Below are 24,002 nucleotides of genomic sequence, written 5' to 3'. Positions count from 1 at the left end.
TCGGGCGACGCCTCACACCGCAAGCGGGTTGGGCTTGGCCGGGTCGATGCCGTACTTCTTGAGTGCCTCGCCGACGACCTTGCGATCCAGCTCGCCACGGTTGGCCAGCGCCTTGAGCGCAGCCACGGTCACGAAGCGGCGGTCGACCTCGAAGAAGCCGCGCAGCTTCTCGCGGGTATCGGAGCGGCCGAAGCCGTCGGTCCCCAGTACATGATAGTCGGTCGGCACCCAGGCGCGGACCTGGTCGGCGAACAGCTTCATGTAATCGGTGGCGGCGATCGCCGGGCCCTTCCGGCCTTCCAGGCAGGCGGTGACGTGGGGCTTGCCCGGCTCGGCCCCGGGGTTGATGAAGGCCTGGCGATCGATCTCCAGGGCCTCGCGACGCAGCTCGTTGAAGCTGGTGACGCTCCAGGTGTCGGCGCCCACGCCCCACTCCTCGGCGAGCATCTCGGCGGCGGCCTCGACCTCGCGCAGGATGGTGCCGCAACCCAGCAGCTGCACGCGGCCCTTGTCGCCCTGGGTCTCGCGTAGCCGGTACATGCCCTTGATGATGTCGGCGGCGGGTACCTCGTCGAGGGCCGGGTGTTCGTAGTTCTCGTTCATCACCGTCAGGTAGTAGAAGCAGTTCTCCTTGTCGGTGAACATGCGCTTCAGGCCATCCTGGACGATCACCGCCACCTCATGGGCATAGGTGGGATCGTAGCTGCGGCAGTTGGGGATCATCGACGCCTGCAGATGGCTGTGGCCGTCCTGGTGCTGCAGCCCCTCGCCGTTCAAGGTGGTGCGACCGGCGGTGCCGCCGACCAGGAAGCCGCGGGCCTGCATGTCGCCGGCGGCCCAGGCCAGATCGCCGATGCGTTGGAAGCCGAACATCGAGTAGTAGACGTAGAACGGTAGCAGCGGCAGGCCGTGGTTGCTGTAGGAGGTCGCGGCGGCGATCCAGGAGGACATGGCGCCGGCCTCGGTGATGCCCTCCTCGAGCACCTGGCCAGCCTTATCCTCGCGATAGTACATCAGCTGGCCCTTATCCATGGGTTCGTACTTCTGGCCCTCGGAGGTGTAGATGCCGAGCTGGCGGAACATGCCCTCCATGCCGAATGTGCGCGCCTCGTCGGGCACGATCGGCACCACCTGCTTGCCGAAGCCCTTGTGCTTGACCAGGCCGTTGAGAATGCGCACGAAGGCCATGGTCGTGGAGACCTCGCGACCCTTGGAGCCGCCGGTTTGCGAGGCGAAGATCTTGTCGTCGAGGCCCGGGATGTCCAGTGCCTGGAAGTCGGGGTTGCGCGCCGGCAGATAGCCGCCCAGTCGCTCGCGCTGGAGATGCATGTACTTCATCTCCGGCGAGTCGTCGGCCGGCTTGTAGTAGGGCATCTCGTTTTCGATCGCTTCGTCGGAGACCGGAATGCCGAAGCGGTCGCGGAACTTCTTCAACACTTCCGGGTCGTCGATCGACTTGACCTGATGCGCCTCGTTGTCGGCCTCGCCGCCAGCGGCCCCCAGGCCGTAGCCCTTGACGGTGTGCGCCAGGATCACGGTGGGACGACCGTTGGCGTTATGGAAGGCCTCATGATAGGCCGCGTAGACCTTGAACGGGTCGTGGCCGCCGCGGTTGAGCTTCCAGATGTCCTCGTCGGACATGTCCTCGACCATCTTGGCGGTCTCGGGGTACTTGCCGAAGAAGTTCTCCCGGGTGTAGGCGCCGCCGTTGGACTTGCAGTTCTGGTACTCGCCGTCGACGGTCTCGTCCATCAGGTTCTGCAGGACGCCCTTCTTGTCCTTCTCGAAGAGCGGATCCCACAGGCGGCCCCAGACGACCTTGAGGACGTTCCAGCCGGCGCCGCGGAAGACCCCCTCGAGCTCGTCCATGATGCGCGAGTTGCCGCGCACCGGGCCGTCGAGGCGTTGCAGGTTGCAGTTGATGACGAAATTGAGATTGTCGAGCTTCTCGCGGCTGGCCAGGTGGATGGCGCCCAGGGTCTCCGGCTCATCACACTCACCGTCGCCCAGGAAAGCCCAGACCTTGCGGTCGTGCATGGGCTGCAGGCCACGCTGATCGAGGTACTTCATGACGTGGGCCTGGTAGATCGCCATGATCGGGCCCAGCCCCATGGACACCGTGGGCAGCTGCCAGTAGTCCGGCATCAGCCAGGGGTGCGGGTAGGACGACAGGCCGTCGCCATCCACCTCCTGGCGAAACTTGTCCATCTGCTCCTCGGTGAGGCGACCCTCGAGGAAGGAGCGCGCATAGATGCCCGGGGAACTGTGTCCCTGGATGAACACCAAGTCGCCCTGGAAGTCGCCGTTGGCAGCGCGGAAGAAATGGTTGAAGCCCACGTCATAGAGGGTCGCCGAGGACATGAAGCTGGCCAGATGGCCGCCGATGCCCTTGTTGGCCTTGTTGGCCCGGGTGACCATGGCGGCCATGTTCCAGCGAATCAGCGAACGGATGCGACGTTCCATGAACAGATCGCCCGGCATCGGCGCCTCGCGGTGCACCGGTATGGTGTTGCGATGCGGGGTGGTCACCGAGAAGGGCACCTGCATGCCATCGCGACGCACGCGGTCGGCGAGGCGCGTCATCAGGTACCGGGCACGATCCTCGCCCTCGCGATCCAGGACCGACTCCAGGGAATCCAGCCATTCCGTGGTTTCGACCGGATCGAGATCTTCTCTTGTTTCCAGACTCATAGACGTCTCTCCGAATGACGGTGGTGACTACGGCCCCGCAGAGGGGCGAGTGGCGCTCATGTTCAGACTTGCAGACCGAACGCGTCAGGCCTGTAGTTATTTTACTAGGCAGTGTCTGATGTGCCGCTGCTATTGGCGCGAAGATACCGTAAACACCAGGCCCTGCCAATTCAATATAGAATGGAAATAGTTTCCATATAACCCATATTGCACCGCAGCACAGCGGATTACGTGCGCCCTGCCCATCGAAATCGACCCTTCTCAGACAGTTGTAGTTAAACTACCGTATGAAGCAAGCGTGCCATTCAGACTTAATCGATTAAGCCTTTTTGACACCCTTCAGGACATCCTCTGGCCATTTCCTGGCGAAAGTAGGCCCAGTCGAAGGCGGGCCCAGGGTCGTTCTTGCGCAGCGGTGCCACCCGGGCATGGCTGGTGATGCGCGTCTCGTCGAGGGCCGGGTAGGCCTCCAGCAGCGCGCGGGTGACGGCCGCGAGCGTTCGGTACTGGGCGCCGGTGTAGGGGCGGACTTCATCGCCCTCCAGCTCGATGCCCAGGGCGAAGTCATTCAGCGCCCGGCGCTCGCGCCCTCCGTCCCGCCACCGCGAGTGCCCGGCATGCCAGGCCCGCGCCTGGAAGGGCACGAACTGCACGCACTCGCCGTCGCGCCGGATCAGCAGGTGAGCCGAGACGCGCAGGTCGGCGATGGCCGCGAAGAAGGGATGGGCCGCGGGGTCGAGCCGGTTAGTGAAGAGCCGCTCGATATGCTCGCCTCCGAAGGCCCCGGGCGGCAGGCTGATGGCGTGCAGCAGCAGCAACGAGATCTCCCCGGCCGGGCGTTCGTCCTGGTTGGGCGAGGGAAGTCGCCGGGCGCCGCGCAGCCAGCCGTCGTCGATACGCATGGTTTTTCCCTGACGTCGATGCATGGGTTTCCCTATAATGACCGTCTCAAGCTTCCCCGCACAGAGATGGACCCGCCATGCATTATCAGGACGCCCTTGCCGAAGATATCCGTGACAGTGCCGCCCGGCTGCTGGCCGAGGACGTCGGCCCCGGTGACATCACCGCCCAGCTGGTTCCCGAGAAGCAGATGGCCCGGGCCCGGGTGATCACCCGGGAGGCGGCGGTGCTGTGCGGCGTGGCCTGGGTCGACGAGTTGTTCCGGCGCCTCGATGCCCGGGTCGCACTGCACTGGCAGGCCGCCGATGGCGACCGCCTCGCGCCCGGCCAGGCCTTCCTCGAGCTGGAGGGCCCCGCGCGCAGCCTGCTCACCGGGGAGCGGGCCGCGCTCAACCTGCTGCAGACCCTCTCCGCCACAGCGACCCGCACCCGCCACTACGTGGACCTGCTCGAGGGGACCGGCGCACGCATGCTGGACACCCGCAAGACGCTGCCCGGGCTGAGGCTCGCCCAGAAGTACGCCGTAACCTGCGGCGGCGGTCATAACCACCGCATCGGCCTCTATGATGCCTTCCTGATCAAGGAGAACCATATCGCGGCCTGCGGCGGCATCGCCGCCGCCGTCGACGAGGCGAGGCGCATCGCCCGCGACCTGCCGGTGGAGGTGGAGGTGGAGACCTTTGACGAGCTGGACCTGGCGCTCGCCGCCGGGGCCGACGTGATCATGCTCGACAACTTCGGCCTCGACGACATGCGCGAGGCGGTGCGTCGCACCGCCGGGCGTGCCACCCTGGAGGCCTCGGGCAATGTCGACGAGACCACGCTGTGCGCCATCGCCGAGACCGGCGTGGACTGCATCTCCAGCGGCGCGTTGACCAAGGATGTCGAGGCCATCGACCTGTCGATGCGTATCGTCGAGCAGGCGATCTGAACGGCCCCTCAGGTCTCGACCGCGACCAGCCGCTTCTCGAGCCGCTGGCGGTAGAGCTGCTCGCCGCCGCGTTCGACCCAGTCGTCGCCCAGCCGCTGCCAGCCGCGGTGCACCAGGCCATCGACCAGCATGGCGCTGGCCTCGATGGCGGCCCGGGTCACGCCCTGTTCCAGCAGCATCCGCTCGGCATGCACCAGCAGGGTCGAGCCGATCCCGCGCCGGCCCAGCGACGGCCAGACATAGAGGGTCTCGATCCGCCCGCGGGGGATGTCCAGCTCCAGGAACCCCACGCAGCGGCCTTCGCAGTCGGCGACCAGGGTGGTGTAGAGCGCCTGGCGCGCCGCCCAGGCACTGCCATCCCGGGGCAGCGCCATCGCCCAGGCCTGGCGCTCGGCCAGCGAGTAGTGTCCCGCCGCCCCCTGCATCACGGCGTGGTGGAAGACCTCGGCCTGGTCGGCGGCGTCGCGGACCCGGGCCGTGCGATAGACGATGCGCGGACCACGGCGATGCCCGAAGGGCGGCGGCTCGGCCGGCGCGGGACCGTTATCGATGTCGGCAAGACGCATGCGAGACCTTCCTGAGATGATGATCGACCCAGCAGACTACCCAAGCCACGCCGCGGGGCCAAGCCCTGTAGGTGGACACTGTCAGGATATGCCATGAACGATCTCCCCGCCCCACTCGACGCCTTCCATCTGACGCCCATCGGCATCATCGAGAGCGACTTCCCGGACAAGTTCGGCATCCCGCGCCAGCCGGGGCTGGCAACGGCGGCCCGGGCGTCCCTGGTGCTGGTCCCGCCCTTCGATGACCCGCTGGCGGTGCGCGGCCTGGAGGCCTTCAGCCACCTCTGGCTGACCTTCGTCTTCCACCTCAGTCCCGAACAGCCCGACCCGGCGCGCTGGACCCCGCTGGTGCGCCCGCCTCGCCTCGGCGGCAACACCCGGGTGGGGGTCTTCGCCAGTCGCAGCACCCACCGCCCCAACCGCCTGGGGCTGTCGCTGGTGGAGCTGGTCGACATCGACACCACCCGCGGGGTACGCCTGCGGCTTCGCGGCGCCGACCTGGTCGACGGCACCCCGGTACTCGACATCAAGCCCTATCTTCCCTGGGCGGAGGCCCGCCCCGAGGCCCACGCCGGCTTCGCCCCCGAACCGCCGCCGACCCTGGCGGTCAGCCTCTCGCCCGAGGCAGAGGCCGTGCTGGCCGAGCGCCCCGACGGTGACGCGCTGAGTGAACTGATTCGCCAGGTGCTGGCCCAGGACCCGCGCCCCGCCTACCGCAGCGGCGCCGAGGCGCGGGTCTACGGGGTCCGGCTGCGCGACGTGGATGTGCGCTTCCAGGCCCGCATCGACGCCACGGGCGAGACGCGCCTGGAGGTCGTCCAGATCGCGTCGATTTAGACAGAGGACACATATGGCAAGAAGATGTGCTGATTCATGTTGCGAGCGATGAGAGGCTGGCCGCCGCCGGAGCACAGCCACCGGAATGTAGCCTGCTACATGAGGATGGCGACGGTCCGACGCCTCGGCACCGCCGGCGGTCAGGATATCGAGCGCAGCAATGAATCAGTGCGTCTTCAAGAGAAGTGGATGCCGATGCGCCGCCCGACCTCCTCGTAGGCCTCGATCACGCCGCCCAGCCCCTGGCGAAAGCGGTCCTTGTCGAGCTTCTCGCGGGTCTTTGCATCCCACAGGCGACAGCCGTCCGGGGAGAACTCGTCGCCCAGCACGATCTCGCCCTTGAACAGGCCGAACTCCAGCTTGTAGTCCACCAGCAGCAGGCCACCCTCGGCGAACAGCGCCTTGAGCACCTCGTTGACCCGGAAGGTGAGCACCTTCATCTCGGCCAGCTGCTCGGGGCTCGCCCAGCCGAAGGTCTCGGCCAGCGACTCGTTGATCATGGGGTCGTGCAGGGCATCGTTCTTGAGGAACAGCTCGAAGGTGGGCGGGTCGAGCACCTGGCCCTCCTCCACGCCGAGACGCTTGACCAGGCCGCCGGCGGCGATGTTGCGCACCACGCACTCCACCGGGATCATCTCGAGCCGCTTCACCAGGCTCTCGGTGTCGGAGAGGCGCCGGTCGAAATGGGTGGGGATGCCCGCCGCCTGCAACGTCTCCATGATGAAGGCATTGAAGCGGTTGTTGACCATGCCCTTGCGGGCCAGCGATTCCATGCGCTCGCCATCGAAGGCGCTGGTGTCGTCGCGGAAGGTCAGGATCAGGCGATCGGGGTCATCGGTGGCATGGACCGACTTGGCCTTGCCGGCATAGAGTTCTTGGCGCTTTTCCATGGGAGCCTCCAGAGGCGCGGATACGGATCAGGATGGTCGTTCAGCCGAGGGTCTGCCAGACCAGGCCAGCGTCCTGGGCGGCGACCCTCAGCCGGGATTCGTCGCCGTCGAGCAGCGGCACCAGGGCCTCCAGGGCCAGCTCGGGGCGGTTGTTGTGGTCGGATAGGTGGGAGCAGACGATGCGCTGCAGGCGATCGAGCCCCAGCCGGGCCAGCAGCCAGGCCGCCTGGCCGTTGGCCAGGTGCCCCCAGTCGCCGCCGACCCGTCGCTTGAGGCTCGCGGGATAGGGCCCCTCGGCGAGCATCCGCGGGTCATGGTTGCACTCCAGCACCAGGCCGTCGCAGCCGGCGAAGGCCTCGACCACATGCGCGCTGGGATGTCCCAGGTCTGTGAGCAGACCTAGGCACCGCTCGCCCGCGGCGATGCGAAACTGCACCGGCTCCCGGGCGTCGTGGGGCACGGTGACGGGATCGATGGTCAGCCCCTTGACCGCGAACCGGGCCTGGGGGGTGATCCAGTGGCGGCACGGCAGCTCGCCGAGCCGACTCGACAGCCAGGTCCCCGGCGTCAGATAGACCGGCATCCCATGGCGCCGGGCCAGGGGGCCGACGCCACGCACATGGTCGCCATGCTCGTGGGTCACCAGCAGGGCATCGAGCTGGCGGGGATGCAGCCCCAGGCGGGCCAGGCGGCGCTCGGTCTCGCGCAGGGTGAAGCCGCAGTCGACCAGCAGGTGCGTCTCGCCGTCGCTGACCAGGGTGGCGTTGCCCTTGCTGCCGCTACCCAGGGAGGCGAAGGAGAGGCACCCGCCCCCACCCGGCACCATGCTGCTCATCAGCGCAACAGGCCTGCCACCCGCTCGAGCAGCTCGCGCTGGTCCTCGGTGGAGAGCTCGCCGTCACTCGCACTCTGGGCTGTCAATACGGTCTCCTCGGGACCAAGAGCCTCCAGCACCAGGCGCACCTGCTGCGGCTCCTCACCCAGGTTGAGGGTCGCAAGCGAGCGCCAAAAACCTCGCTCTCGCTCGCTCCGTGTCAGGTATCCCACCAGGAAGCTGCGCGACGCGGGGTCGCGCTCGAGCAGCTCGCGACGCCCCTCGACCGCGAAGTCGAGTTCCAGCTGGTGGCTGAGTTCGGCCCACAGACGGTCCGCCTCGAAGGGCAGGATCACCTGCCAGTCGTCACCGCGCTGCTCGAACCGGGCACGATTCTGGGCATCGGGCCGCTGGGCGGCCAGCGAGGCGGCGCTCGACGACATGCTGCGTGCCTCGAAGTGGCGCTCCAGCGCCGTCAGGCAGGCGGCCTGGGTGCTCCCGCCCTGCTCGCAGCGAATCTCGCTGTCGCCACTGCGCAGCGCCGGGCGGACACTGATCCTGGCCTGGTCGGTTTCCAGGATGCCGCGGCGAGAGTCGCTGGCGGTGATGGTCAGGCCGCGGCTGCGCACGAAGCGCTCGAGCTCCGGCCAGACCGTTGCCGGTTCGGCGCCCACCACCAGCCAGCGCTCGTCGCCGACCGCGCGACGCTCGACATAGCCTCGCTCCATGCTGCGCCCGGGCGACAGGGCCTGGGGGAGCGGTGCCTCGACCACGCCATCCTCGGCGGGCCGCGTGCCACTCACCTCGGGGACCGGCATGGTATCCCGGTAGCGCTCGGCATTGCGGCCCTCCGGCAGCACCAAGGGCGCGTTCTCCTCGGCCTCGCCGTAGTCGAGGTTGCGGTCATGGTAGAAGCCATCACGGGCACAGCCGGCCGTGGCCAGGGCGAGCACCGCCACCAGCGGCATCCATTTCAGCGCAGAGTTCATGCGTCCACCTTGCCTAGAGTTGTGCGGGGTGCGGTGCCAGGCACCGCTCAATCGTCGATCAGGCCCGCCAGCTGCAGGGCCTCGCTGACGGTAGAGTGGTACTTCTCGGAGAGCCAGGTCAGCGGCAGCCGGATGCCGGGCTCGAGGTGACCCATGCGGTACAGTGCCCACTTGACCGGAATCGGGTTGGACTCGATCCCCAGGTTAGTGTGCAGTGGCATCAGGCGGGTGTTGATCTGGTGGGCCCGGTCGGCATCCCCGGCCACGGCAGCGCTGCACAGTTCATGCATGGCCCGCGGCGCCACGTTGGCCGTCACCGAGATGTCGCCATGGCCCCCCATCAACATGAAGTCGCAGGCGGTGGCATCATCCCCGGAATAGAGCATGAAGCCGCTGCCCCTGAGGCGCGCGATCAGATCCTCGGCGCGTTCCAGGTTGCCGGTGGCGTCCTTGAGCCCGATGATCTTGTCGACATCGGCCAGGCGCAGCACGGTCTCGTTATAGATGTCCGAGCAGGTGCGCCCCGGCACGTTGTAGAGGATCACCGGCAGGTCGCTGCTCTCGGCGATGGCCTTGAAGTGCCGGTAGAGCCCTTCCTGGGTGGGCTTGTTGTAGTAGGGTGCTACGGTCAGGCAGCAGTCCGCCCCGACCTCGCTGGCATAGCGGGCCAGCTGCACCGCCTCGGTGGTATTGTTGGAGCCGGTGCCGGCGATGACCGGAATGCGTCCGCTCACCTCCTCCACTACGGTGCGGATGACATCGAAATGCTCGGCGAACGACATGGTGGTCGGCTCGCCGGTGGTGCCGGCCGCCACGATCGCATCGGTGCCGTTGTCGAGATGAAAGTGCACCAGGCGGCGCAAGGCCTCCCAGTCGATATCGCCGTTGACCTTCATCGGCGTCGCCAGCGCGACAATACTGCCAGTGATCATCCTCTCGATTCCTCTCGATTCGCCTGCATTCTCGGCCTCTCGGACCTCGGGCAACGCCCCGGAGCCTACCCCGGTGCCAAGGGCCAAATGGTACTCAGGCCTCGGGAGCCTGTACAGCCGCGACTTTACAGTTCGCCACGGGTTGCGTGTAATCGGGACGCCTTCCCTCACCCACGACAGGAGCACGACCATGAGCGTCAGTCCCGGCGAGCCCGTTCCGGACTTCACCGCCACTGCCACCGGCGACACTACCCTCACCCTCGCCGACCTGAAGGGGACGCAGGTAGTGGTCTACTTCTACCCCAAGGCCAGCACCCCCGGGTGCACCACCGAGGGCGGCGACTTCCGCGACCGCAAGGAGGCCTTCGACGCCGCCAATACCGTGATCCTCGGCGTCTCCCGGGACGGCCTCCGCGCCCAGGAGAACTTCAAGGCCAAGCAGGGCTTCAACTTCCCGCTGATCTCCGACAAGGACGAGTCGCTCTGCCGGCTCTTCGACGTCATCAAGCTGAAGAAGCTCTACGGCAAGGAGCACCTGGGGATCGAGCGCAGCAGCTTCCTGATCGATGCCGACGGCAAGCTCGCCCTCGAGTGGCGCGGCGTCAAGGTCAAGGGCCATGCCCAGGAGGTGCTGGGCGCCGCCCAGGCCCTGCACGCCGGCTGAGCCCTTCTCTCCTGTCGGTCCGCGCGGACGACCGCCCTCGCCCCGGGGCGCTCACGGCTCGACGGTCGTCTCGGCCGACTCATGCAAGTGGCGCTGCTTGATGCCTCGCGGCCAGGCGTAGACCAGCGCCTTGAGCAGGGTCGCCAGGGGGATGGCGAAGAAGACCCCCCAGAAGCCCCAGATCCCGCCGAAGAAGAGGATCGCCAGGATTATCGATACCGGGTGGATGTTGACCGCCTCGGAGAACAGGATCGGCGACAGGACGTTGCCGTCCAGGGCCTGCAGTACGCCATAGGCGACCAGCACATAGAGGAACTCGTCCGTCAGGCCGAAATGGAAGCCGGCCACCGCCGCCACCGGCAGGGTGGTCACCGCCGCGCCGATATAGGGCACCAGCACCGAGAGGCCCACCACCACCGCCAGCAGCGCCGTATAGGGGAGCCCGAAGTAGGCGAAGGTGAAGAAGGCCACGGTGCCGACGATGATGATCTCGATGAACTTGCCGCGCACGTAGTTGGCGATCTGGTCGTCCATCTCCTCCCAGACGCGGGTCATCAGCTCGCGCCGCTGGGGCAGCAGCGATGTGGTGAAGCCCACCAGGCGGTCGCGGTCCTTGAGCATGAAGAACACCAGGATCGGCACCAGGATCAGGTAAACGATCAGCGTCAGGACGTTGCCCAGCGAGGCCAGCGACAGGGTCAGAGCGCGCTGGCCGAGCTGCGTCACCTGGCGGCCGGCGACGTCGATCCAGTTCTGCATCTGGTCGGGGGTGACCAAGTTGGGATAGCGTGCCTGGAGATCATCCAGCAAGCGCTGGCCGCTGGCGAACATCCGCGGCGCCTCCTGGACCAGCCCCACCAGCTGGTTCCAGATCAGTGGCATCAGAATGAAGGCCAGCGCCAGCAGCACCCCGATGAAGGCAAGGAACACCACGAACACCGCCAGCAGGCGCGGCATCCTGCGCCGTTCCATCCAGCTCACCGGCCCCTGCAGCAGGAAGGCGGCCACCAGGGCGATGAGGAAAGGCGCCAACATGCGCCCGAACAGGATCACCGCGGTGAAGCCCAGCACCAGCACCACCAGCAGGATCACCGCCTCCTCGTCCGAAAAGTAGTGATCCATCCAGCGCCTGAAGACCGACCTCAGGCTCATGAAGGCCGCCCCTCGCCCTTGCAGATCCAGTAGTGATAGACGTCACCGCGCTCTTCCCTGGCCGGCATCTGGTGCGCGCTCTGGGCCACAAAGGTCTCGAAGTCGCGCCAGGAGCCCGCATCGGTAGCCATTACCTCCAGCAGCTGGCCAGGCGCGAGGCGTGACAGCGCCTGCTTGGCCTTGAGCAGCGGTAGAGGGCAGGGAAGACCGCGGGCATCGAGCAGGTCATCGGGTTGCAGCGCCATGGTGTCTCCCGGGAAGATGCAGTGGCACGTGCCGGCCGTGGGCCCGCACGCAAGTCCCTGCGATTTAAAGGCACTTTGCAGGCCAAATCAATGTCAGACCAGGATACCTGCCACCCCTTGCGCTCCCCTTGACGAGGACGGCCATGCTGCGTCGAACCGGAACCTACCTCACCGCCTGCGCCCTGAGCCTGGCGCTCTCCCTGCCGTCCCAGGCCCAGTCCCCCGGCCGCTATGAAGCACCCGGCCTGACACGAAGCCCGGCGGTCGCGGCCGGGGGCGACTACGGGCTGCCCAGCCTGACCCGCCATGGGAGCCAGGCCGTCAGCGGCGAGGAGTACCGCCTGGGCCGCGCCTGGCTGCGCCAGTTCCGCGCCCGCGCCCCCGAATGGCAGGATGCCATCGCCCAGGACTACGTGGAGTCGCTGGTGGCCCGCCTGCTGCCCCACAGCGACCTGGGAGACGCCCGCACTGCCGTGACCCTGGTGGAGAGCCGCCTGCTCAATGCCTTCGCCGTGCCTGGCGGAGTGATCGGCGTCAACGCCGGGCTGTTTGCCTTCGCCGAACGCGAGGCCGAGCTGGCCTCGGTGGTCGCCCACGAACTCGGCCATCTCTCCCAGCGCCACTATGCACGCGGCCAGGCCCGCGCCGAGCAGACCCAGATCCCGGCGATGGCGGCCATGCTCGCCGGCATGCTGATCGCCGCCGGGGGCGGTGGCGATGCCGGCATCGCCGCCGCCATGGGCTCACAGGCGGCCTTCATCCAGGACCAGCTGAGCTACTCCCGGCGCTTCGAGCAGGAGGCCGACCGCGTGGGCCTGCAGGCCATGGCAGACGCCGGCTATGAACCGGGCGCCATGGTCGAGATGTTCCGCGCCATGCAGCGCATGATGAGCCTGCAGGGGGGCAATCCCCCGGAGTTCCTGCTCACCCACCCGGTGACCGAGTCGCGCATCAGCGATACCCAGGCCCGCGCCGACCAGGTCTCGGTGACGGCGCCGCGTGACGGAGACCTTCACTACCAGCTGGTGAGGGCCCGGGCGCTGCTGACGATCCACGACCGCGACCCGCAGCAGGCCACCACCCGCCTGGCCCAGGACCAGGCGCCCGAGGCAGCCCGCCGCTACCTGGCCGCGCTGATCGATGGCCGCGCCGGGCGCACCGACCAGGCGCTGGACGCGCTCGACGCCCTGGCCCGGTCACAGCCCGACCTGGCGATGCTGCCGGCCTCGGCGGCCCAGATCGCCTTCGAGGCCGGCCGCGTCGACGAGGCCATCGCGCGCAGCCGTCGTCAGCTGCGGTTGATGCCGGACTACTCGCCGGCAAGCCGGCTGCTGGGCGAGGCGCTGCTGCAGCGCGATCCCGACGAGGCCTATCGCGTACTGCGTGAGCTGGCCGACGCCCGCCCCGAGGACCCGCAGGCGTTCACGCTGCTCGCCGAGGCCGCCGGCCGCAGCGGTCACGAGGCCTGGGGCCATCTGGCCCGTGCCGAGCAACTGCAGCTCACCGGTCGCATCGACCGCGCCATCCGCCAGCTCGAGGTGGCGAAGGACGTGGCCGAGCGCGAGGGCGACAACGCCGCCGCCAGCCAAATCGAGCAGCGTCGCGAAGACTTCATCGGCTATCGGGAGACGCTGGAGAAGTTCTAGCTGCAAGGAGCAAGCTGGAAGGCAGCACCTATAGGTTCAAGGTCTTTCTTCCCGCTTCAAGCTTCCAGGCGCGAAGCGCCGCTCTTCCAGCTCCAGCGCTAGGCGAAGCCTAGCGCTGGAAGTTGAGCATCCGCTCGAGGGGCTTGAGGGCGGCCAGGCGCAGGGCGTCGTCGACGAACACCTCCCCCGTTCCCTCGCGCAGCGCGCCGGCCAGGTTATCCAGGGCGTTCATCGCCATCCAGGGGCAGTGGGCACAGCTCTTGCAGGTCGCGCCGTCACCGGCGGTGGGCGCCTCGAACAGCGTCTTCTCGGGCACCGCCTGCTGCATCTTGTAGAAGATGCCGCGGTCGGTGGCCACGATCAGCTTGTCATGGGGCAGATCCTTCGCCGCCTTGATCAGCTGTGACGTGGAGCCCGCCACGTCGGCCAGCTCGACCACCGCAGCCGGCGACTCCGGGTGCACCAGCACCGCGGCATCGGGATAAAGTGCTTTGAGGTCCTCGACGCCCTGGGCCTTGAACTCTTCGTGGACGATGCAGGCGCCATCCCAGAGCAGCATGTCGGCGCCGGTCTGCTTCTGGATGTAGCCGCCCAGGTGCTTGTCCGGAGCCCACAGGATCTTCTCGCCGCGCGCCTGAAGGTGCTCGATCACGTCCACGGCGATTGAGGAGGTCACCACCCAGTCGGCGCGCGCCTTCACCGCCGCGGAAGTGTTGGCATAGACCACCACGGTGCGCTCGGGATGGGCGTCGCAGAAGGCGCCGAATTCGTCGGCCGGGCAGCCCACGTCCAGCGAGCAGGTCGCCTCCAGGGTAGGCATCAGCACTCGCTTCTCCGGGGAGAGGATCTTGGCGGTCTCGCCCATGAAGCGCACGCCGGCCACCACCAGGGTGTCGGCCTCGTGGCGGGCGCCGAAACGGGCCATCTCCAGGGAGTCGGCCACGCAGCCGCCGGTTTCCTCGGCCAGCTGCTGGATGGCATCGTCGGTGTAGTAATGCGCCACCAGCACGGCATTGTTGGCCTCGAGCAGACGCTTGATCTCCTCGATGCGCGCCTCGTCTTCGGCGGGAATGCGGGTGGGGCAGTAGGTGCGTGCGAGCTGCTCGCGCAGATCGGCACGGGAAGTCATGATCGTCATCGTGTCTACCACTGTGACCGGCAGGGGCTCCCCCTGCGTTACACCAGGTGCCGCCGCTCGTGCACTCCGCACGGGGCAACACGCCAGAGGGTCAACCGCTGCGTCTCTCGCGATGGCCGACCCAATGTCATTCTAGACCAGATTGTCCGGCGATTGTTCGTTTCAGGCGAGGAAAGTCTCTGCCGGGGGCTGCCGGGGAGAGGCATCATGCCCCCCGGACGCAGAGCGCCCCCGCCTCACGGGGAGGCGGGGGCGCGAATCTGGTGGGTCGTGTAGGATTCGAACCTACGACCAATTGGTTAAAAGCCAACTGCTCTACCAACTGAGCTAACGACCCGGTGCTTGCGGGCAAGCATACAGGCTCGGATGGTGGGTCGTGTAGGATTCGAACCTACGACCAATTGGTTAAAAGCCAACTGCTCTACCAACTGAGCTAACGACCCCTTCCGACCCTTCCGAACGGGGGCAGATACTACTGATCTGCCCCCGTGATGGCAAGCGGTTTTTGCCTTTGGTCGCAGCTCAGCGCCCGCGCTGGGCCTTGGGCTTGCGCATGGCCTGCACCGGCCGGCGCTTGTGCTTGTCCCGGCTCCAGCGGTTCTTCTCATCCGGGGTCAACTCCGGCACCTTGCGAACCGCCAGGCCGGCCGTCGCCGACAGGTCATCGATCTCGTCCTGGGAAAGCTCCACCCACTCACCGGCCTTGGTCCGCTTGTCGAGGAAGATGTTGCCGTAGCGCACCCGCTTGAGGCGGCTGACGGTGAGCCCCTGGGATTCCCACAGGCGTCGCACCTCGCGGTTGCGACCCTCCATGATCACCACGTGGAACCAAGTGTTGATGCCCTCACCGCCGAACTCCTGAACGTCAGTGAAGCGCGCCGGCCCGTCGTCGAGCATCACGCCCTCGACCATGGCCACCACCTGCTCCTTCTTCACCTCGCCCATCACGCGCACGGCATATTCGCGCTCCACCTCGGTGGAGGGATGCATCAGCTTGTTGGCCAGCTCCCCATCGGTGGTGAACAGCAGCAGGCCGCTGGTGTTGATGTCTAGGCGGCCGATGGCAATCCAGCGCTCGCCCTTGAGGCGCGGCAGGCGATCGAAGACAGTGCGCCGTCCTTCCGGGTCCTTGCGGGTGCACAGCTCGCCCTCGGGCTTGTTGTACATGATCACCCGGCGCGGCACCTCCTCGGCGCCACGCAGGGTCACCGGGCGGTCATCGACGGCCACCCGGTCACGCATCTCGATGCGGTCGCCCAGGGTCGCCACCTTGCCGTTGACCTTGACCCGGCCATCGGCGATGGCCGTTTCCATCTCGCGGCGCGAGCCCAGCCCGGCACGGGCCAGGACTTTCTGCAGTTTCTCGCTGGTAGTGCTCATCGGTCGTCATTCTCACTGGGTGTGGATTCCGTGCCCGGGGCGGCGTCATCGTCGACGCGGCCCCGGGCACGTTCGGACAGGCGGGCCTCCAGATCAGCGAAGCTCAGCCCTGCCCGCTCGGACGCCGTCCCGGCGTGGTCATCGTCGGCCTTCCCGGCCGTCGGGTCGGTGGCCTGCGGGGCCACCTCGCCGCCCGCCTCGGGCGACGCCTGGTATTCTGCCTCACCTGCCTCGGGCGAGTCATCGACCTGCTCGTCCGCCTGGGCCAGCAGCTCGTGCTGGGGAGGCGGCGGCTCTTCCTCCAGGATCGGCTCCTCGAAGTGCCTGAGCTCATGCATCGGCGGCAGTTCGTCGAGGGTCTTGAGGCCAAAATCGTCGAGGAAGCTTCGCGTGGTGGCGAAGACCGCCGGTCGCCCCGGCACGTCGCGTTGACCCACCACGCGGATCCAGCCGCGGTCGAGCAGGGTGCGCATGATCGAGCCGCTCACCGTGACACCCCGCACCTCCTCGATGTCGCCACGGGTCACCGGCTGGCGATAGGCGATCAGCGCCAGGGTCTCCAGCAGCGCCCGGGAGTAGCGCTGGGGCCGCTCATCCCACAGCCGCGAGACCCAGGCCGAGAGTCGCGGCCGGATGCGCAGCTGATAGCCCGAGGCGGTCTCGATCAGCTCCATGGCGCCCCGCTCATGGCGGCCCCCCAGGCGCTCCAGGGCCTCGCGCAGGGCGCGCCGCGGCGGGCGCTCGTGGTCGTCGAACAGCCCTTCCAGGCGCTCCAGCCCCAGCGGCTCCCCGGCGGCCAGCAGCGCCGCCTCGAGGATCTCGTCGAGGGCATCGGGAAATTCCATAGCGGTCATGCCGGGTCGCTTCCCTCTGGGTCAACGACAGGACAGCCATCCACGGGACGGTCATCGAAGGCGCTCTCGCCGCCTTCTTCCTCAAGGAACGCCTCCTCGGGCCCCTCGTCCCGGGCGGCCCTGGCGCGCACATGGATCGGCGAGAGCGGGGCATTCTGCACGATCTCGATCATCGCCTCCTTGGCGAGCTCGAGGATCGCCATGAAGGTGACGATCACCCCGGGCCGCCCCTCCTCGAGGGTGAACAGCGTCTCGAAGGCAGTGTAGTGCTCGTCGTCCAGGCGCTCCATGATCGCCAGCATACGCTCCCGGGTCGAGAGCCCCTCGCGGCTGATCTGGTGGGCCTGATTGAGCTCGGCGCGGCGCAGGATGCCGGCCAGGGCCCCGAGCAGCTCGTCGAGCCCCACGTCGGGGTGGATCACCCGGGATTCCAGCGGCGGCAGCATGGCCCGCGCCGGAAACCAGTCGCGCCCCAGCCGCGGCAACTCGGCCAGCGACTCGGCAGCGTACTTGAGCCGCTCGTACTCCTGCAGGCGGCGGATCAGCTCGGCCCGCGGGTCCTGTTCCTCGTCGTCCCCGCCCTCCTTCGGCGGGCGCGGCAGCAGGGTGCGCGACTTGATCTCGGCCAGCATGGCCGCCATCAGCAGGTACTCCCCGGCCAGCTCGATCTCCATGGCCTTCATCAGCTCCACGTACTCGATGTACTGGCGGGTGATGGCGGCCACATCGATGGCCAGGATATCCAGGTTCTGGCGGCGGATCAGGTAGAGCAGCAGGTCCAGCGGCCCCTCGAAGGCCTCGAGGAAGATGCGCAGCGCCTCCGGCGGGATATAGAGATCCTCCGGCAGCTGGGTGATCGGCTCATCGAACAGCCGCCCCAGTACCTCGGCGTGGCCGGCCGCGGCATCGGTCTGTTGGGGGGTGGCGGTATCGGGGGTGGCGCTCACGCGGCGTGCCTCTCCGGGGACGCAGGATCAACGGGGCAGTCTAGCAAGAGCGCGGCGCCGGAGACAGTTCTGACACTCTGACTGACGTGAACGCTCGGGACTTCCCCGGCGACAATGCCTGCCTCCTTCTTCTATTACTCCACCTCGCTGGCCTTGCGGTAACGCCCGGTGTAGTCGAAGAGCTTCTCGCGCACCTGCCAGTGGCGGCCCACCTTGCGGCCCACCACGAAGTCGGGGTGGCGCAGGCGGTGGCGCTCGGCGATCACCTCCTCGGGGGAGGTGGGACGGAAGGGCACGCCCGGGGCACGCAGGTGCTCGCGCAGGAAGGCCGCGGCGAAGGCGCCGCGCTGGGCCGGGGTCTCCAGGGCGAACCACTCCGACAGGGTGGCACCGTCCTCGTCGTGGTAGGTGACCTTGAGCCGCGGCAGCCCCCGGCCGTTGACGGTGGCCTCGAGCTGCATGCCGGCGACCCGCAGCACCCGGGCATCGCGCAGGCGCAGCGCCTCCTTGAGCTTGTCGTCGGCGTCCACCAGCAGGGTCTCGCAGCCGTGACAGCACCGGGCGGCGATATCGTTCTCGGTGCCGCACTCGGGGCACACCTTGAAGCGAAAACGGAAGTCGCACTGAGTGCGCTTGCCGCGCTCGTCCTCCACCAGCCCCTGACAGCGACGCCCGAAGTGCTCGATCACCAGTTCGCCGTCTCGCCGCCCCCAGAAGAGGTTGGCGTGACCGCAGGCGGGGCACTCGACCTGCACCGGCTCACTGTCGCCGGTCGGCTTCGGCGATCCCACCTCCGGGGCATAGAGGTCCCAGGGGTTACCGGCATAGTCGAGGATCAGGCAGTCGCGCTTGCCCGGCGAAAGGCGCAGGCCGCGCCCGATGATCTGCTGGTAGAGACTCACCGACTCGGTGGGGCGCAGGATGGCGATCAGGTCCACGTGGGGCGCATCGAAGCCGGTGGTCAGCACCGCCACGTTGACCAGGTACTTGAGCTCACGCGCCTTGAAGGCGGCGATGAGCCGCTCGCGCTCGACGGAGGGCGTCTCGCCGGTGACCAGCGCCGCCTCGCCCACCGGCAGGTAGCCGAGGATCTCCTCGGCATGAGCCACGCTTGCCGCGAAGAGCATAACGCCCTGGCGCTCCCGGGCGTGCTCGACCACCTCGGCGATGATGCCCGGCGTCGCGCGGTGACCCGCCACCACCCGGTTGAGCTCCTCCTCGCGGAAGAGCCCGCTGGAGCCCGGGGCGAGGGCCGAGAAGTCGTAGCGCAGCTCTTGTCCATCCTTGAAAAGCGCGGCGTCGACGCGCCGGGGCTCGGCCAGGTAGCCCTGCTTGACCATCAGCCGCAGCGGCTGCTCGAAGACGCAGTCGCGAAAGAAGGCGTCCGCCTCGCCGCGCACCATGCCATGGTGATGGCGGTAATAGATGAACCCTTGGCCGAGTCGATAGGGGGTCGCCGTGAGGCCGAGAATCTTGAGCCGCGGGTTGGCCGCGCGCAGCTGGTCGATCACCTGGCGGTAGCTCGAGTCCTCCGCCGGCGACACCCGATGGCACTCGTCGACCACCAGCAGGGTGAAGGGGCCGCGCGGGTGGTCCGGCGCGGCGAAGCGTTCGAGGTTGCGCACCACCGACTGCACCGAGCCGAACACCACCTGGCGCCCGGCCTCCTTGCGCCCCAGGCCGGCGCTGAAGATGTCGGCCTCGAGGCCGTAGGCCAGGTACTTGGCGTGGTTCTGTTCCACCAGTTCACGCACGTGGGCCAGCACCAGCACCCGCCCCCGCGCCAGGCGCGCCAGCTCGGCGATCACCAGCGACTTGCCGCTGCCGGTAGGCAGCACCACCACCGCCGGGTCGTCGGCGCCGCGGAAATGCTCGACGACACGGCGCACCGCCTGCTGCTGGTAGGGCCGAAGGCTGGGCGGTGCGGCGGTCATGCAAGCTCCTCGAGTAGGACGCGACTTGACCCGTACCGGGACAGCCATGGTATCTAGAAGGGTAATGGGACGACTGGAACGCCATTTGCCGAGACAGGAGACACCTCTATGAAAGTGAAGACCAGCCCCGAATGCCCCAAGTGCGGCAGCCGCGAGAAACGATTCCCACCGGGTCGTGAAGATCAGTATCACGTCTACTGCGATGGCTGCGGCCACGACTTCGGCCGCTTCGACCACTTCCAGAGCCAGTTCCGTCATCTTCTCGACGACCTCGAGACCCAGCTGAAGCGCGAGGAAGCCACGGACGACGACGCCACCTGACGCTATCCACCCCCTTACCCACGACGCCCGGGCCATGGCCCGGGCGTCGTGGGTTCTCGAAGGGCGAGCATTTCAGCCCAGCCAGACCCGGGCGTTGCGGAACAAGCGCATCCAGGCGCCATCTTGGGTCCACTCGGCGGGACGCCAGGAGTTGGTCACCGCGCGTACCACCCGCTCGGGGTGAGGCATCATGATGGTGACCCGGCCGTCGGGGGTGGTCAGGCCGGTGATGCCGGAGGGCGAGCCGTTGGGGTTGGCCGGGTAGCGGGTGGTCACCTGGCCATGGTTGTCCAGGAAGCGCAGGGCGACCTGGCCGCTGCCCTGGATGCCGCGCAGGTGGGCACTGTCGCGGAACTCGGCGCGGCCCTCGCCGTGGGCCACGGCAATGGGCAGGCGCGAGCCCTCCATGCCGGCCAGCAGGATCGACGGGCTCTTCTCCACCTGAACCATGGAGACCCGGGCCTCGAACTGCTCGGACTCATTGCGCACGAAGCGCGGCCAGGCCTCGGCGCCGGGGATCAGCTCCTTGAGCTGGGCGAGCATCTGGCAGCCGTTGCACACCCCCAGCGAGAAGCTGTCGTCGCGCTCGAAGAAAGCCGCGAACTGCTCCCGGGCGCGGGGGTTGAACAGCACCGACTTGGCCCAGCCGCCGCCAGCGCCCAGCACATCGCCGTAGGAGAAGCCGCCGCAGGCCACCAGGCCCTTGAACGGCTCGAGGTCGATACGCCCTTCCAGGATGTCACTCATATGCACGTCCACGGCCTCGAAGCCGGCCCGGTCGAAGGCCCAGGCCATCTCCAGCTGGCCGTTGACGCCCTGCTCGCGCAGCACCGCCACCGCCGGGCGGGCCGTGTTGACCTGGGGTGCCTGGACCTGGGGTGCCTCAAGATAGGGGGCGGTGATGTCATCGTCGACATCGAAGGTCGGCTGAGCGGAGAGCCCGGGGTCGCGGCCATCGAGCAGGCCGTCGAACTCGCTCTTGGCGCAGTCGGCGTTGTCACGCAGCGCCTGCAGACGGTAGCTGGTCTCGGCCCAGGTCCGCTCGGCGAGCAGCCGGGTGGTCTCCAGCAGCGGCTCCTCGAAGAGGGTCACCCGCACCTGGTCGTCGTAGCGCGGCCGGGCGATGACGCCGCAGGTCTCGATGCCGGCAGCGGCGAACTGGGCCAGCACCGCCTCGGTGTGCTGGCGGTTCACCTGGATCACCGCCCCGAGCTCCTCGGCGAAGAGCGCGTTGAAGGCGTCGACGGGCTCGTCGATCAGCCAGTCGAGCTTGATCTCGAGGCCCGCATGGGCGGCGAAGGCCATCTCCAGCAGCGTCACCAGCAGGCCGCCGTCGCTGCGGTCGTGGTAGGCCAGCAGCGTGCCCTCGGCATTGAGCCCCTGGATCACCGCGAAGAACGCCTCGAGGTCCTCGGGGTCGTCCAGGTCCGGGCACTCGTTGCCCACCTGGCCATAGACCTGCGCCAGGGCCGAGCCGCCCAGACGGTTCCGGCCGCCGCCCAGGTCGATCAGCAGCAGGTCGGATTCGTCCTGCTCCAGGTTGATCTGCGGGGTCAGGGTCTGCATGGCGTCGCTGACCGGCGCGAAGCCGGTCACGGAGAGCGACAGCGGCGAGGTGACGCTCTTCTCCTCGGCCTGCCCGTCTTCCGCGCCACTCTCCTCCTGCCAGGCGGTGCGCATGGACATGGAGTCCTTGCCCACCGGGATGGCGATGCCCAGCGCCGGGCAGAGCTCCATGCCCACCGCCTGGACGGCGTCATACAGCGCCTGGTTCTCGCCCGGGTGGTCGGCGGCGCTCATCCAGTTGGCGGAGAGCTTGATGTCGCCGAGCTTGTCGATGGGCGCGGCGGCCAGGTTGGTGATGGCCTCGGCCACCGCCAGGCGCGCGCTGGCCGCCGGGTCGATCAGCGCCACCGGCGGACGTTCGCCCATGGCCATGGCCTCACCGGCATGGGTGTCGAAGCTCGCCGTGGTCACGGCCACGTCGGCTACCGGCACCTGCCAGGGGCCGACCATCTGGTCGCGGGCCACCTGGCCGGTGATGGAGCGGTCGCCGATGGTGATCAGGAAGCTCTTGGAGGCCACGGCGGGCAGACGCAGCACCCGGTCCATGGCCTCGCGCAGATCGAGGTTGTCGAGCATCACCCCGGAGAGGGTATTAGCCTGGCGCTGGAACTCTCGAGTCATCTTCGGCGGCTTGCCGAACAACACGCTCATCGGCAGGTCCACCGGCTGGCTCTCGAAGTGGCCATCGGTCACCGCCAGGTGGTGGGGCTCGAGGGCTTCGCCCACCACGGCATAGGGACAGCGCTCGCGCTCGCACAGCGCCTCGAAGGTGTCGAGGTCCTCCGGCGCCACCGCCAGCACATAGCGCTCCTGGGCCTCGTTGCACCAGATCTCCAACGGGCTCATGCCTGGCTCGGCGTTGGGCACGGCACGCAGATCGAACAGGCCGCCGCGCTCGCCATCCTTGACCAGCTCCGGCAAGGCGTTGGAGAGGCCGCCGGCGCCCACATCGTGGATGAAGCGGATCGGATTCTCGCTACCCAGCGCCCAGCAGCGGTCGATGACCTCCTGGGCGCGGCGCTCCATCTCGGGGTTGCCGCGCTGCACCGAGGCGAAGTCCAGGTCGGCGCTGGAGGCCCCCGAGGCCATGGAGGAGGCCGCGCCGCCGCCCAGGCCGATCAGCATCGCCGGGCCACCCATCACGATCAGCTTGCCGCCCACCGGGATCTCGCCCTTCTGGACGTGACCGTCACGGATATTGCCGTAGCCGCCGGCGAGCATGATCGGCTTGTGGTAGCCGCGGCGCTCGATGCCGTCGTGCCCCAGGGCGTCCTGCTCGTAGGTGCGGAAGACCCCGGCGAGATTCGGGCGGCCGAACTCGTTATTGAAGGCGGCTCCGCCGATGGGCCCCTCAAGCATGATCGCAAGCGCCGACTGGATGCGCTCGGGCTTGCCGTAGTCGAAGGCCTCCCAGGGCTGCACGAACTCGGGGATGCGCAGATTGGAGACGGTAAAGCCGGTCAGGCCCGCCTTGGGCTTGCCGCCGATGCCGGTGGCGCCCTCGTCACGGATCTCGCCGCCGGCGCCAGTGGCCGCCCCCGGGTGCGGTGCGATGGCCGTCGGGTGGTTGTGGGTCTCCACCTTCATCAGGATCTGGATCGGCTCGAGGGCGCTACCATAGACGGCGCGCTCGCCGTCCTTGCCGGTGAGCGGTGCCGGGAAGAAACGCGGCGCCTCAGCGCCCCGGATCACCGCGGCGTTGTCGCTGTAGGCGGAGAGGATGTCCCCGGGAGAACACGCGTGGGTGTGCTTGATCATCCCGAACAGCGAGTGGCTCTGCGCCTCGCCGTCGACCACCCAGTCGGCGTTGAAGATCTTGTGGCGGCAGTGCTCGGAGTTGGCCTGGGCGAACATCATCAGTTCGACGTCCGTGGGGTTGCGACCCAGGTCGTGGAACGCCTCGACCAGATAGTCGATCTCGTCCTCGGCCAGCGCCAGCCCCAGTGCCGTATTGGCGGTGACCAGCGCCTCGCGGCCGCCCTCGAGCAGGTCGACGCTGCCCAGCGGCGCCGGCGCGTGGTGGGCGAAGAGCTTGGCGGCGTCGGAGGCGTCGGCCAGCACGCTCTCGGTCATGCGGTCGTGCAGGGCGGCCTGGATCTGCTCGAAGGCCGCCTCGGCGAGGGTGCCGGCGACCTTCACCCGGTAGGCGATGCCGCGCTCGATGCGCCGCACCCTGGCCAGCCCGCAATTGCGGGCGATGTCGGTGGCCTTGGAGGACCAGGGCGACTGGGTGCCGATGCGCGGCACCACCAGGAACAACTGGCCCTCGGCACGGCTCTGGTCCTGTCGCGCGGGGCTCTCGTTATGTCGCTCGGGGCCGTAGTCGAGCAGCTGCTCCAGCAGGCGCCGCTCGTCGTCCCCCAAGTCGCCGTCATGGTCGACGAAGTGGACATGGTCGGCGTGCAGGGACTCGACCTCGGGAACGGATGCGCGCAGGGCGTCCAGCAGCTTGGCATGACGGAAAGCAGATAGGGCGGGCGCGCCTCGCAGTTCGAGCATATCCTGGAACCTCTGAAACAGGGAGAGTTCGGGGCCGCGGCCGGCGGCAATGAGCGCACATGTTACTGGAAAGCGCCGGATGCGAGAAATCGGCGTAGGTGACAGC

20 protein-coding genes and 2 tRNA genes are annotated in these 24,002 nt (G+C 68.0%); 5 read left to right on the top strand and 17 right to left on the bottom strand.

The features are described from left to right. Positions 1-12: 12 nt before the first annotated feature. Together aceE and ampD are read right to left on the bottom strand one after the other, a co-directional pair. Positions 13-2,691, bottom strand: coding sequence for a pyruvate dehydrogenase (acetyl-transferring), homodimeric type (gene aceE, locus OP498_RS07825; protein WP_280553161.1), 2,679 nt, complete (start codon positions 2,689-2,691; stop codon positions 13-15). A gap of 311 nt (positions 2,692-3,002) precedes the next feature. Continuing rightward, positions 3,003-3,593, bottom strand: coding sequence for a 1,6-anhydro-N-acetylmuramyl-L-alanine amidase AmpD (gene ampD, locus OP498_RS07820; protein ID WP_280553160.1), 591 nt, complete (start codon positions 3,591-3,593; stop codon positions 3,003-3,005). A gap of 77 nt (positions 3,594-3,670) precedes the next feature. Here ampD and nadC point away from each other — a divergent pair, with 77 nt between their 5' ends. Further along, the gene (gene nadC / locus OP498_RS07815) at positions 3,671-4,522 is read left to right on the top strand and encodes a carboxylating nicotinate-nucleotide diphosphorylase (RefSeq protein WP_280546133.1); all 852 of its coding nucleotides are present in this window, start codon (positions 3,671-3,673) and stop codon (positions 4,520-4,522) included. Between the two features lie 8 nt (positions 4,523-4,530). On the opposite strand, the gene OP498_RS07810 is transcribed toward nadC, so the two are convergent. Beyond that, a complete protein-coding gene (locus OP498_RS07810; protein ID WP_280553159.1) occupies positions 4,531-5,088 on the bottom strand; it encodes a GNAT family N-acetyltransferase in 558 nt (185 codons plus the stop codon). Positions 5,089-5,181: 93 nt separating this feature from the next. Here OP498_RS07810 and tsaA point away from each other — a divergent pair, with 93 nt between their 5' ends. Continuing rightward, positions 5,182-5,925, top strand: a complete 744-nt coding sequence (tsaA, locus tag OP498_RS07805; protein ID WP_280553158.1) for a tRNA (N6-threonylcarbamoyladenosine(37)-N6)-methyltransferase TrmO — start codon at positions 5,182-5,184, stop codon at positions 5,923-5,925. Between the two features lie 176 nt (positions 5,926-6,101). Here the strand turns inward: tsaA and purC are convergent, their stop codons facing one another. Genes purC through dapA form a run of 4 tightly spaced genes read right to left on the bottom strand, consistent with a single transcriptional unit; the run spans position 6,102 to position 9,550 of the window. Beyond that, on the bottom strand, positions 6,102-6,815 hold the full coding sequence (gene purC / locus OP498_RS07800) for a phosphoribosylaminoimidazolesuccinocarboxamide synthase (RefSeq protein ID WP_280553157.1): 714 nt from the start codon (positions 6,813-6,815) through the stop codon (positions 6,102-6,104). Between the two features lie 40 nt (positions 6,816-6,855). Next, positions 6,856-7,650: an MBL fold metallo-hydrolase gene (locus tag OP498_RS07795; RefSeq protein WP_280553156.1), complete on the bottom strand. Its 795-nt coding sequence runs from the start codon at positions 7,648-7,650 to the stop codon at positions 6,856-6,858. Next, on the bottom strand, positions 7,650-8,618 hold the full coding sequence (locus OP498_RS07790) for an outer membrane protein assembly factor BamC (RefSeq protein WP_280553155.1): 969 nt from the start codon (positions 8,616-8,618) through the stop codon (positions 7,650-7,652). The genes OP498_RS07795 and OP498_RS07790 overlap by 1 nt, the downstream gene beginning before the upstream one ends. Positions 8,619-8,665: 47 nt before the next feature. Then, entirely contained in the window at positions 8,666-9,550 is an 885-nt protein-coding gene (gene dapA, locus OP498_RS07785) for a 4-hydroxy-tetrahydrodipicolinate synthase (protein WP_280546141.1), read from the bottom strand. Between the two features lie 190 nt (positions 9,551-9,740). On the opposite strand from dapA, the gene OP498_RS07780 reads away from it, so the two are divergent. Then, a complete protein-coding gene (locus OP498_RS07780; RefSeq protein WP_280553154.1) occupies positions 9,741-10,214 on the top strand; it encodes a peroxiredoxin in 474 nt (157 codons plus the stop codon). Positions 10,215-10,265: 51 nt separating this feature from the next. Here OP498_RS07780 and OP498_RS07775 read toward each other — a convergent pair whose 3' ends face one another. After that, the gene (locus OP498_RS07775; protein ID WP_280553153.1) at positions 10,266-11,366 is read right to left on the bottom strand and encodes an AI-2E family transporter; all 1,101 of its coding nucleotides are present in this window, start codon (positions 11,364-11,366) and stop codon (positions 10,266-10,268) included. Further along, a complete protein-coding gene (locus OP498_RS07770; protein WP_280546145.1) occupies positions 11,363-11,611 on the bottom strand; it encodes a sulfurtransferase TusA family protein in 249 nt (82 codons plus the stop codon). Before OP498_RS07770 ends, OP498_RS07775 begins: the two co-directional genes overlap by 4 nt. Positions 11,612-11,754: 143 nt before the next feature. Here OP498_RS07770 and OP498_RS07765 point away from each other — a divergent pair, with 143 nt between their 5' ends. Beyond that, positions 11,755-13,257, top strand: a complete 1,503-nt coding sequence (locus OP498_RS07765) for a M48 family metalloprotease (RefSeq protein WP_280553152.1) — start codon at positions 11,755-11,757, stop codon at positions 13,255-13,257. Between the two features lie 109 nt (positions 13,258-13,366). Here the strand turns inward: OP498_RS07765 and nadA are convergent, their stop codons facing one another. From nadA to OP498_RS07730, 7 genes are all read right to left on the bottom strand, one after another. After that, positions 13,367-14,395, bottom strand: coding sequence for a quinolinate synthase NadA (nadA, locus tag OP498_RS07760; protein ID WP_280546148.1), 1,029 nt, complete (start codon positions 14,393-14,395; stop codon positions 13,367-13,369). Positions 14,396-14,656: 261 nt separating this feature from the next. Continuing rightward, positions 14,657-14,732, bottom strand: a tRNA-Lys gene (locus OP498_RS07755). Positions 14,733-14,762: 30 nt separating this feature from the next. Beyond that, a tRNA-Lys gene (locus OP498_RS07750) sits at positions 14,763-14,838 on the bottom strand. Between the two features lie 79 nt (positions 14,839-14,917). Then, positions 14,918-15,775, bottom strand: a complete 858-nt coding sequence (gene rluB, locus OP498_RS07745) for a 23S rRNA pseudouridine(2605) synthase RluB (RefSeq protein WP_280546149.1) — start codon at positions 15,773-15,775, stop codon at positions 14,918-14,920. Then, positions 15,772-16,629 (bottom strand): SMC-Scp complex subunit ScpB, encoded by an 858-nt coding sequence (gene scpB / locus OP498_RS07740; protein WP_280553151.1) that lies wholly within the window; start codon positions 16,627-16,629, stop codon positions 15,772-15,774. Before scpB ends, rluB begins: the two co-directional genes overlap by 4 nt. Then, positions 16,626-17,510, bottom strand: a complete 885-nt coding sequence (locus tag OP498_RS07735) for a ScpA family protein (protein WP_280553210.1) — start codon at positions 17,508-17,510, stop codon at positions 16,626-16,628. The genes scpB and OP498_RS07735 overlap by 4 nt, the downstream gene beginning before the upstream one ends. Before the next feature lie 200 nt (positions 17,511-17,710). Next, positions 17,711-19,510, bottom strand: a complete 1,800-nt coding sequence (locus tag OP498_RS07730; protein WP_280553150.1) for a DEAD/DEAH box helicase family protein — start codon at positions 19,508-19,510, stop codon at positions 17,711-17,713. Between the two features lie 108 nt (positions 19,511-19,618). On the opposite strand from OP498_RS07730, the gene OP498_RS07725 reads away from it, so the two are divergent. After that, positions 19,619-19,831: a hypothetical protein gene (locus OP498_RS07725; protein WP_280546152.1), complete on the top strand. Its 213-nt coding sequence runs from the start codon at positions 19,619-19,621 to the stop codon at positions 19,829-19,831. 72 nt (positions 19,832-19,903) lie between these two features. Here OP498_RS07725 and purL read toward each other — a convergent pair whose 3' ends face one another. Further along, entirely contained in the window at positions 19,904-23,896 is a 3,993-nt protein-coding gene (purL, locus tag OP498_RS07720) for a phosphoribosylformylglycinamidine synthase (RefSeq protein ID WP_280553149.1), read from the bottom strand. Between the last annotated feature and the right edge of the window lie 106 nt (positions 23,897-24,002).

The sequence above is a fragment of the Halomonas sp. 25-S5 genome (assembly GCF_029889845.1).
GTDB lineage: Bacteria > Pseudomonadota > Gammaproteobacteria > Pseudomonadales > Halomonadaceae > Halomonas.
Note: the sequence above shows the minus strand (reverse complement) of the source record. Positions and strands in the feature narration are given on the sequence as shown.

Bases quoted from the DNA above. Each gene is read 5' to 3' on its own strand.
- aceE (WP_280553161.1), bottom strand. From the start codon at position 2,691: ATGAGTCTGGAAACAAGAGAAGATCTCGATCCGGTCGAAACCACGGAA.
- ampD (WP_280553160.1), bottom strand. From the start codon at position 3,593: ATGCGTATCGACGACGGCTGGCTGCGCGGCGCCCGGCGACTTCCCTCG.
- nadC (WP_280546133.1), top strand. From the start codon at position 3,671: ATGCATTATCAGGACGCCCTTGCCGAAGATATCCGTGACAGTGCCGCC.
- OP498_RS07810 (WP_280553159.1), bottom strand. From the start codon at position 5,088: ATGCGTCTTGCCGACATCGATAACGGTCCCGCGCCGGCCGAGCCGCCG.
- tsaA (WP_280553158.1), top strand. From the start codon at position 5,182: ATGAACGATCTCCCCGCCCCACTCGACGCCTTCCATCTGACGCCCATC.
- purC (WP_280553157.1), bottom strand. From the start codon at position 6,815: ATGGAAAAGCGCCAAGAACTCTATGCCGGCAAGGCCAAGTCGGTCCAT.
- OP498_RS07795 (WP_280553156.1), bottom strand. From the start codon at position 7,650: ATGAGCAGCATGGTGCCGGGTGGGGGCGGGTGCCTCTCCTTCGCCTCC.
- OP498_RS07790 (WP_280553155.1), bottom strand. From the start codon at position 8,618: ATGAACTCTGCGCTGAAATGGATGCCGCTGGTGGCGGTGCTCGCCCTG.
- dapA (WP_280546141.1), bottom strand. From the start codon at position 9,550: ATGATCACTGGCAGTATTGTCGCGCTGGCGACGCCGATGAAGGTCAAC.
- OP498_RS07780 (WP_280553154.1), top strand. From the start codon at position 9,741: ATGAGCGTCAGTCCCGGCGAGCCCGTTCCGGACTTCACCGCCACTGCC.
- OP498_RS07775 (WP_280553153.1), bottom strand. From the start codon at position 11,366: ATGAGCCTGAGGTCGGTCTTCAGGCGCTGGATGGATCACTACTTTTCG.
- OP498_RS07770 (WP_280546145.1), bottom strand. From the start codon at position 11,611: ATGGCGCTGCAACCCGATGACCTGCTCGATGCCCGCGGTCTTCCCTGC.
- OP498_RS07765 (WP_280553152.1), top strand. From the start codon at position 11,755: ATGCTGCGTCGAACCGGAACCTACCTCACCGCCTGCGCCCTGAGCCTG.
- nadA (WP_280546148.1), bottom strand. From the start codon at position 14,395: ATGACGATCATGACTTCCCGTGCCGATCTGCGCGAGCAGCTCGCACGC.
- rluB (WP_280546149.1), bottom strand. From the start codon at position 15,775: ATGAGCACTACCAGCGAGAAACTGCAGAAAGTCCTGGCCCGTGCCGGG.
- scpB (WP_280553151.1), bottom strand. From the start codon at position 16,629: ATGACCGCTATGGAATTTCCCGATGCCCTCGACGAGATCCTCGAGGCG.
- OP498_RS07730 (WP_280553150.1), bottom strand. From the start codon at position 19,510: ATGACCGCCGCACCGCCCAGCCTTCGGCCCTACCAGCAGCAGGCGGTG.
- OP498_RS07725 (WP_280546152.1), top strand. From the start codon at position 19,619: ATGAAAGTGAAGACCAGCCCCGAATGCCCCAAGTGCGGCAGCCGCGAG.
- purL (WP_280553149.1), bottom strand. From the start codon at position 23,896: ATGCTCGAACTGCGAGGCGCGCCCGCCCTATCTGCTTTCCGTCATGCC.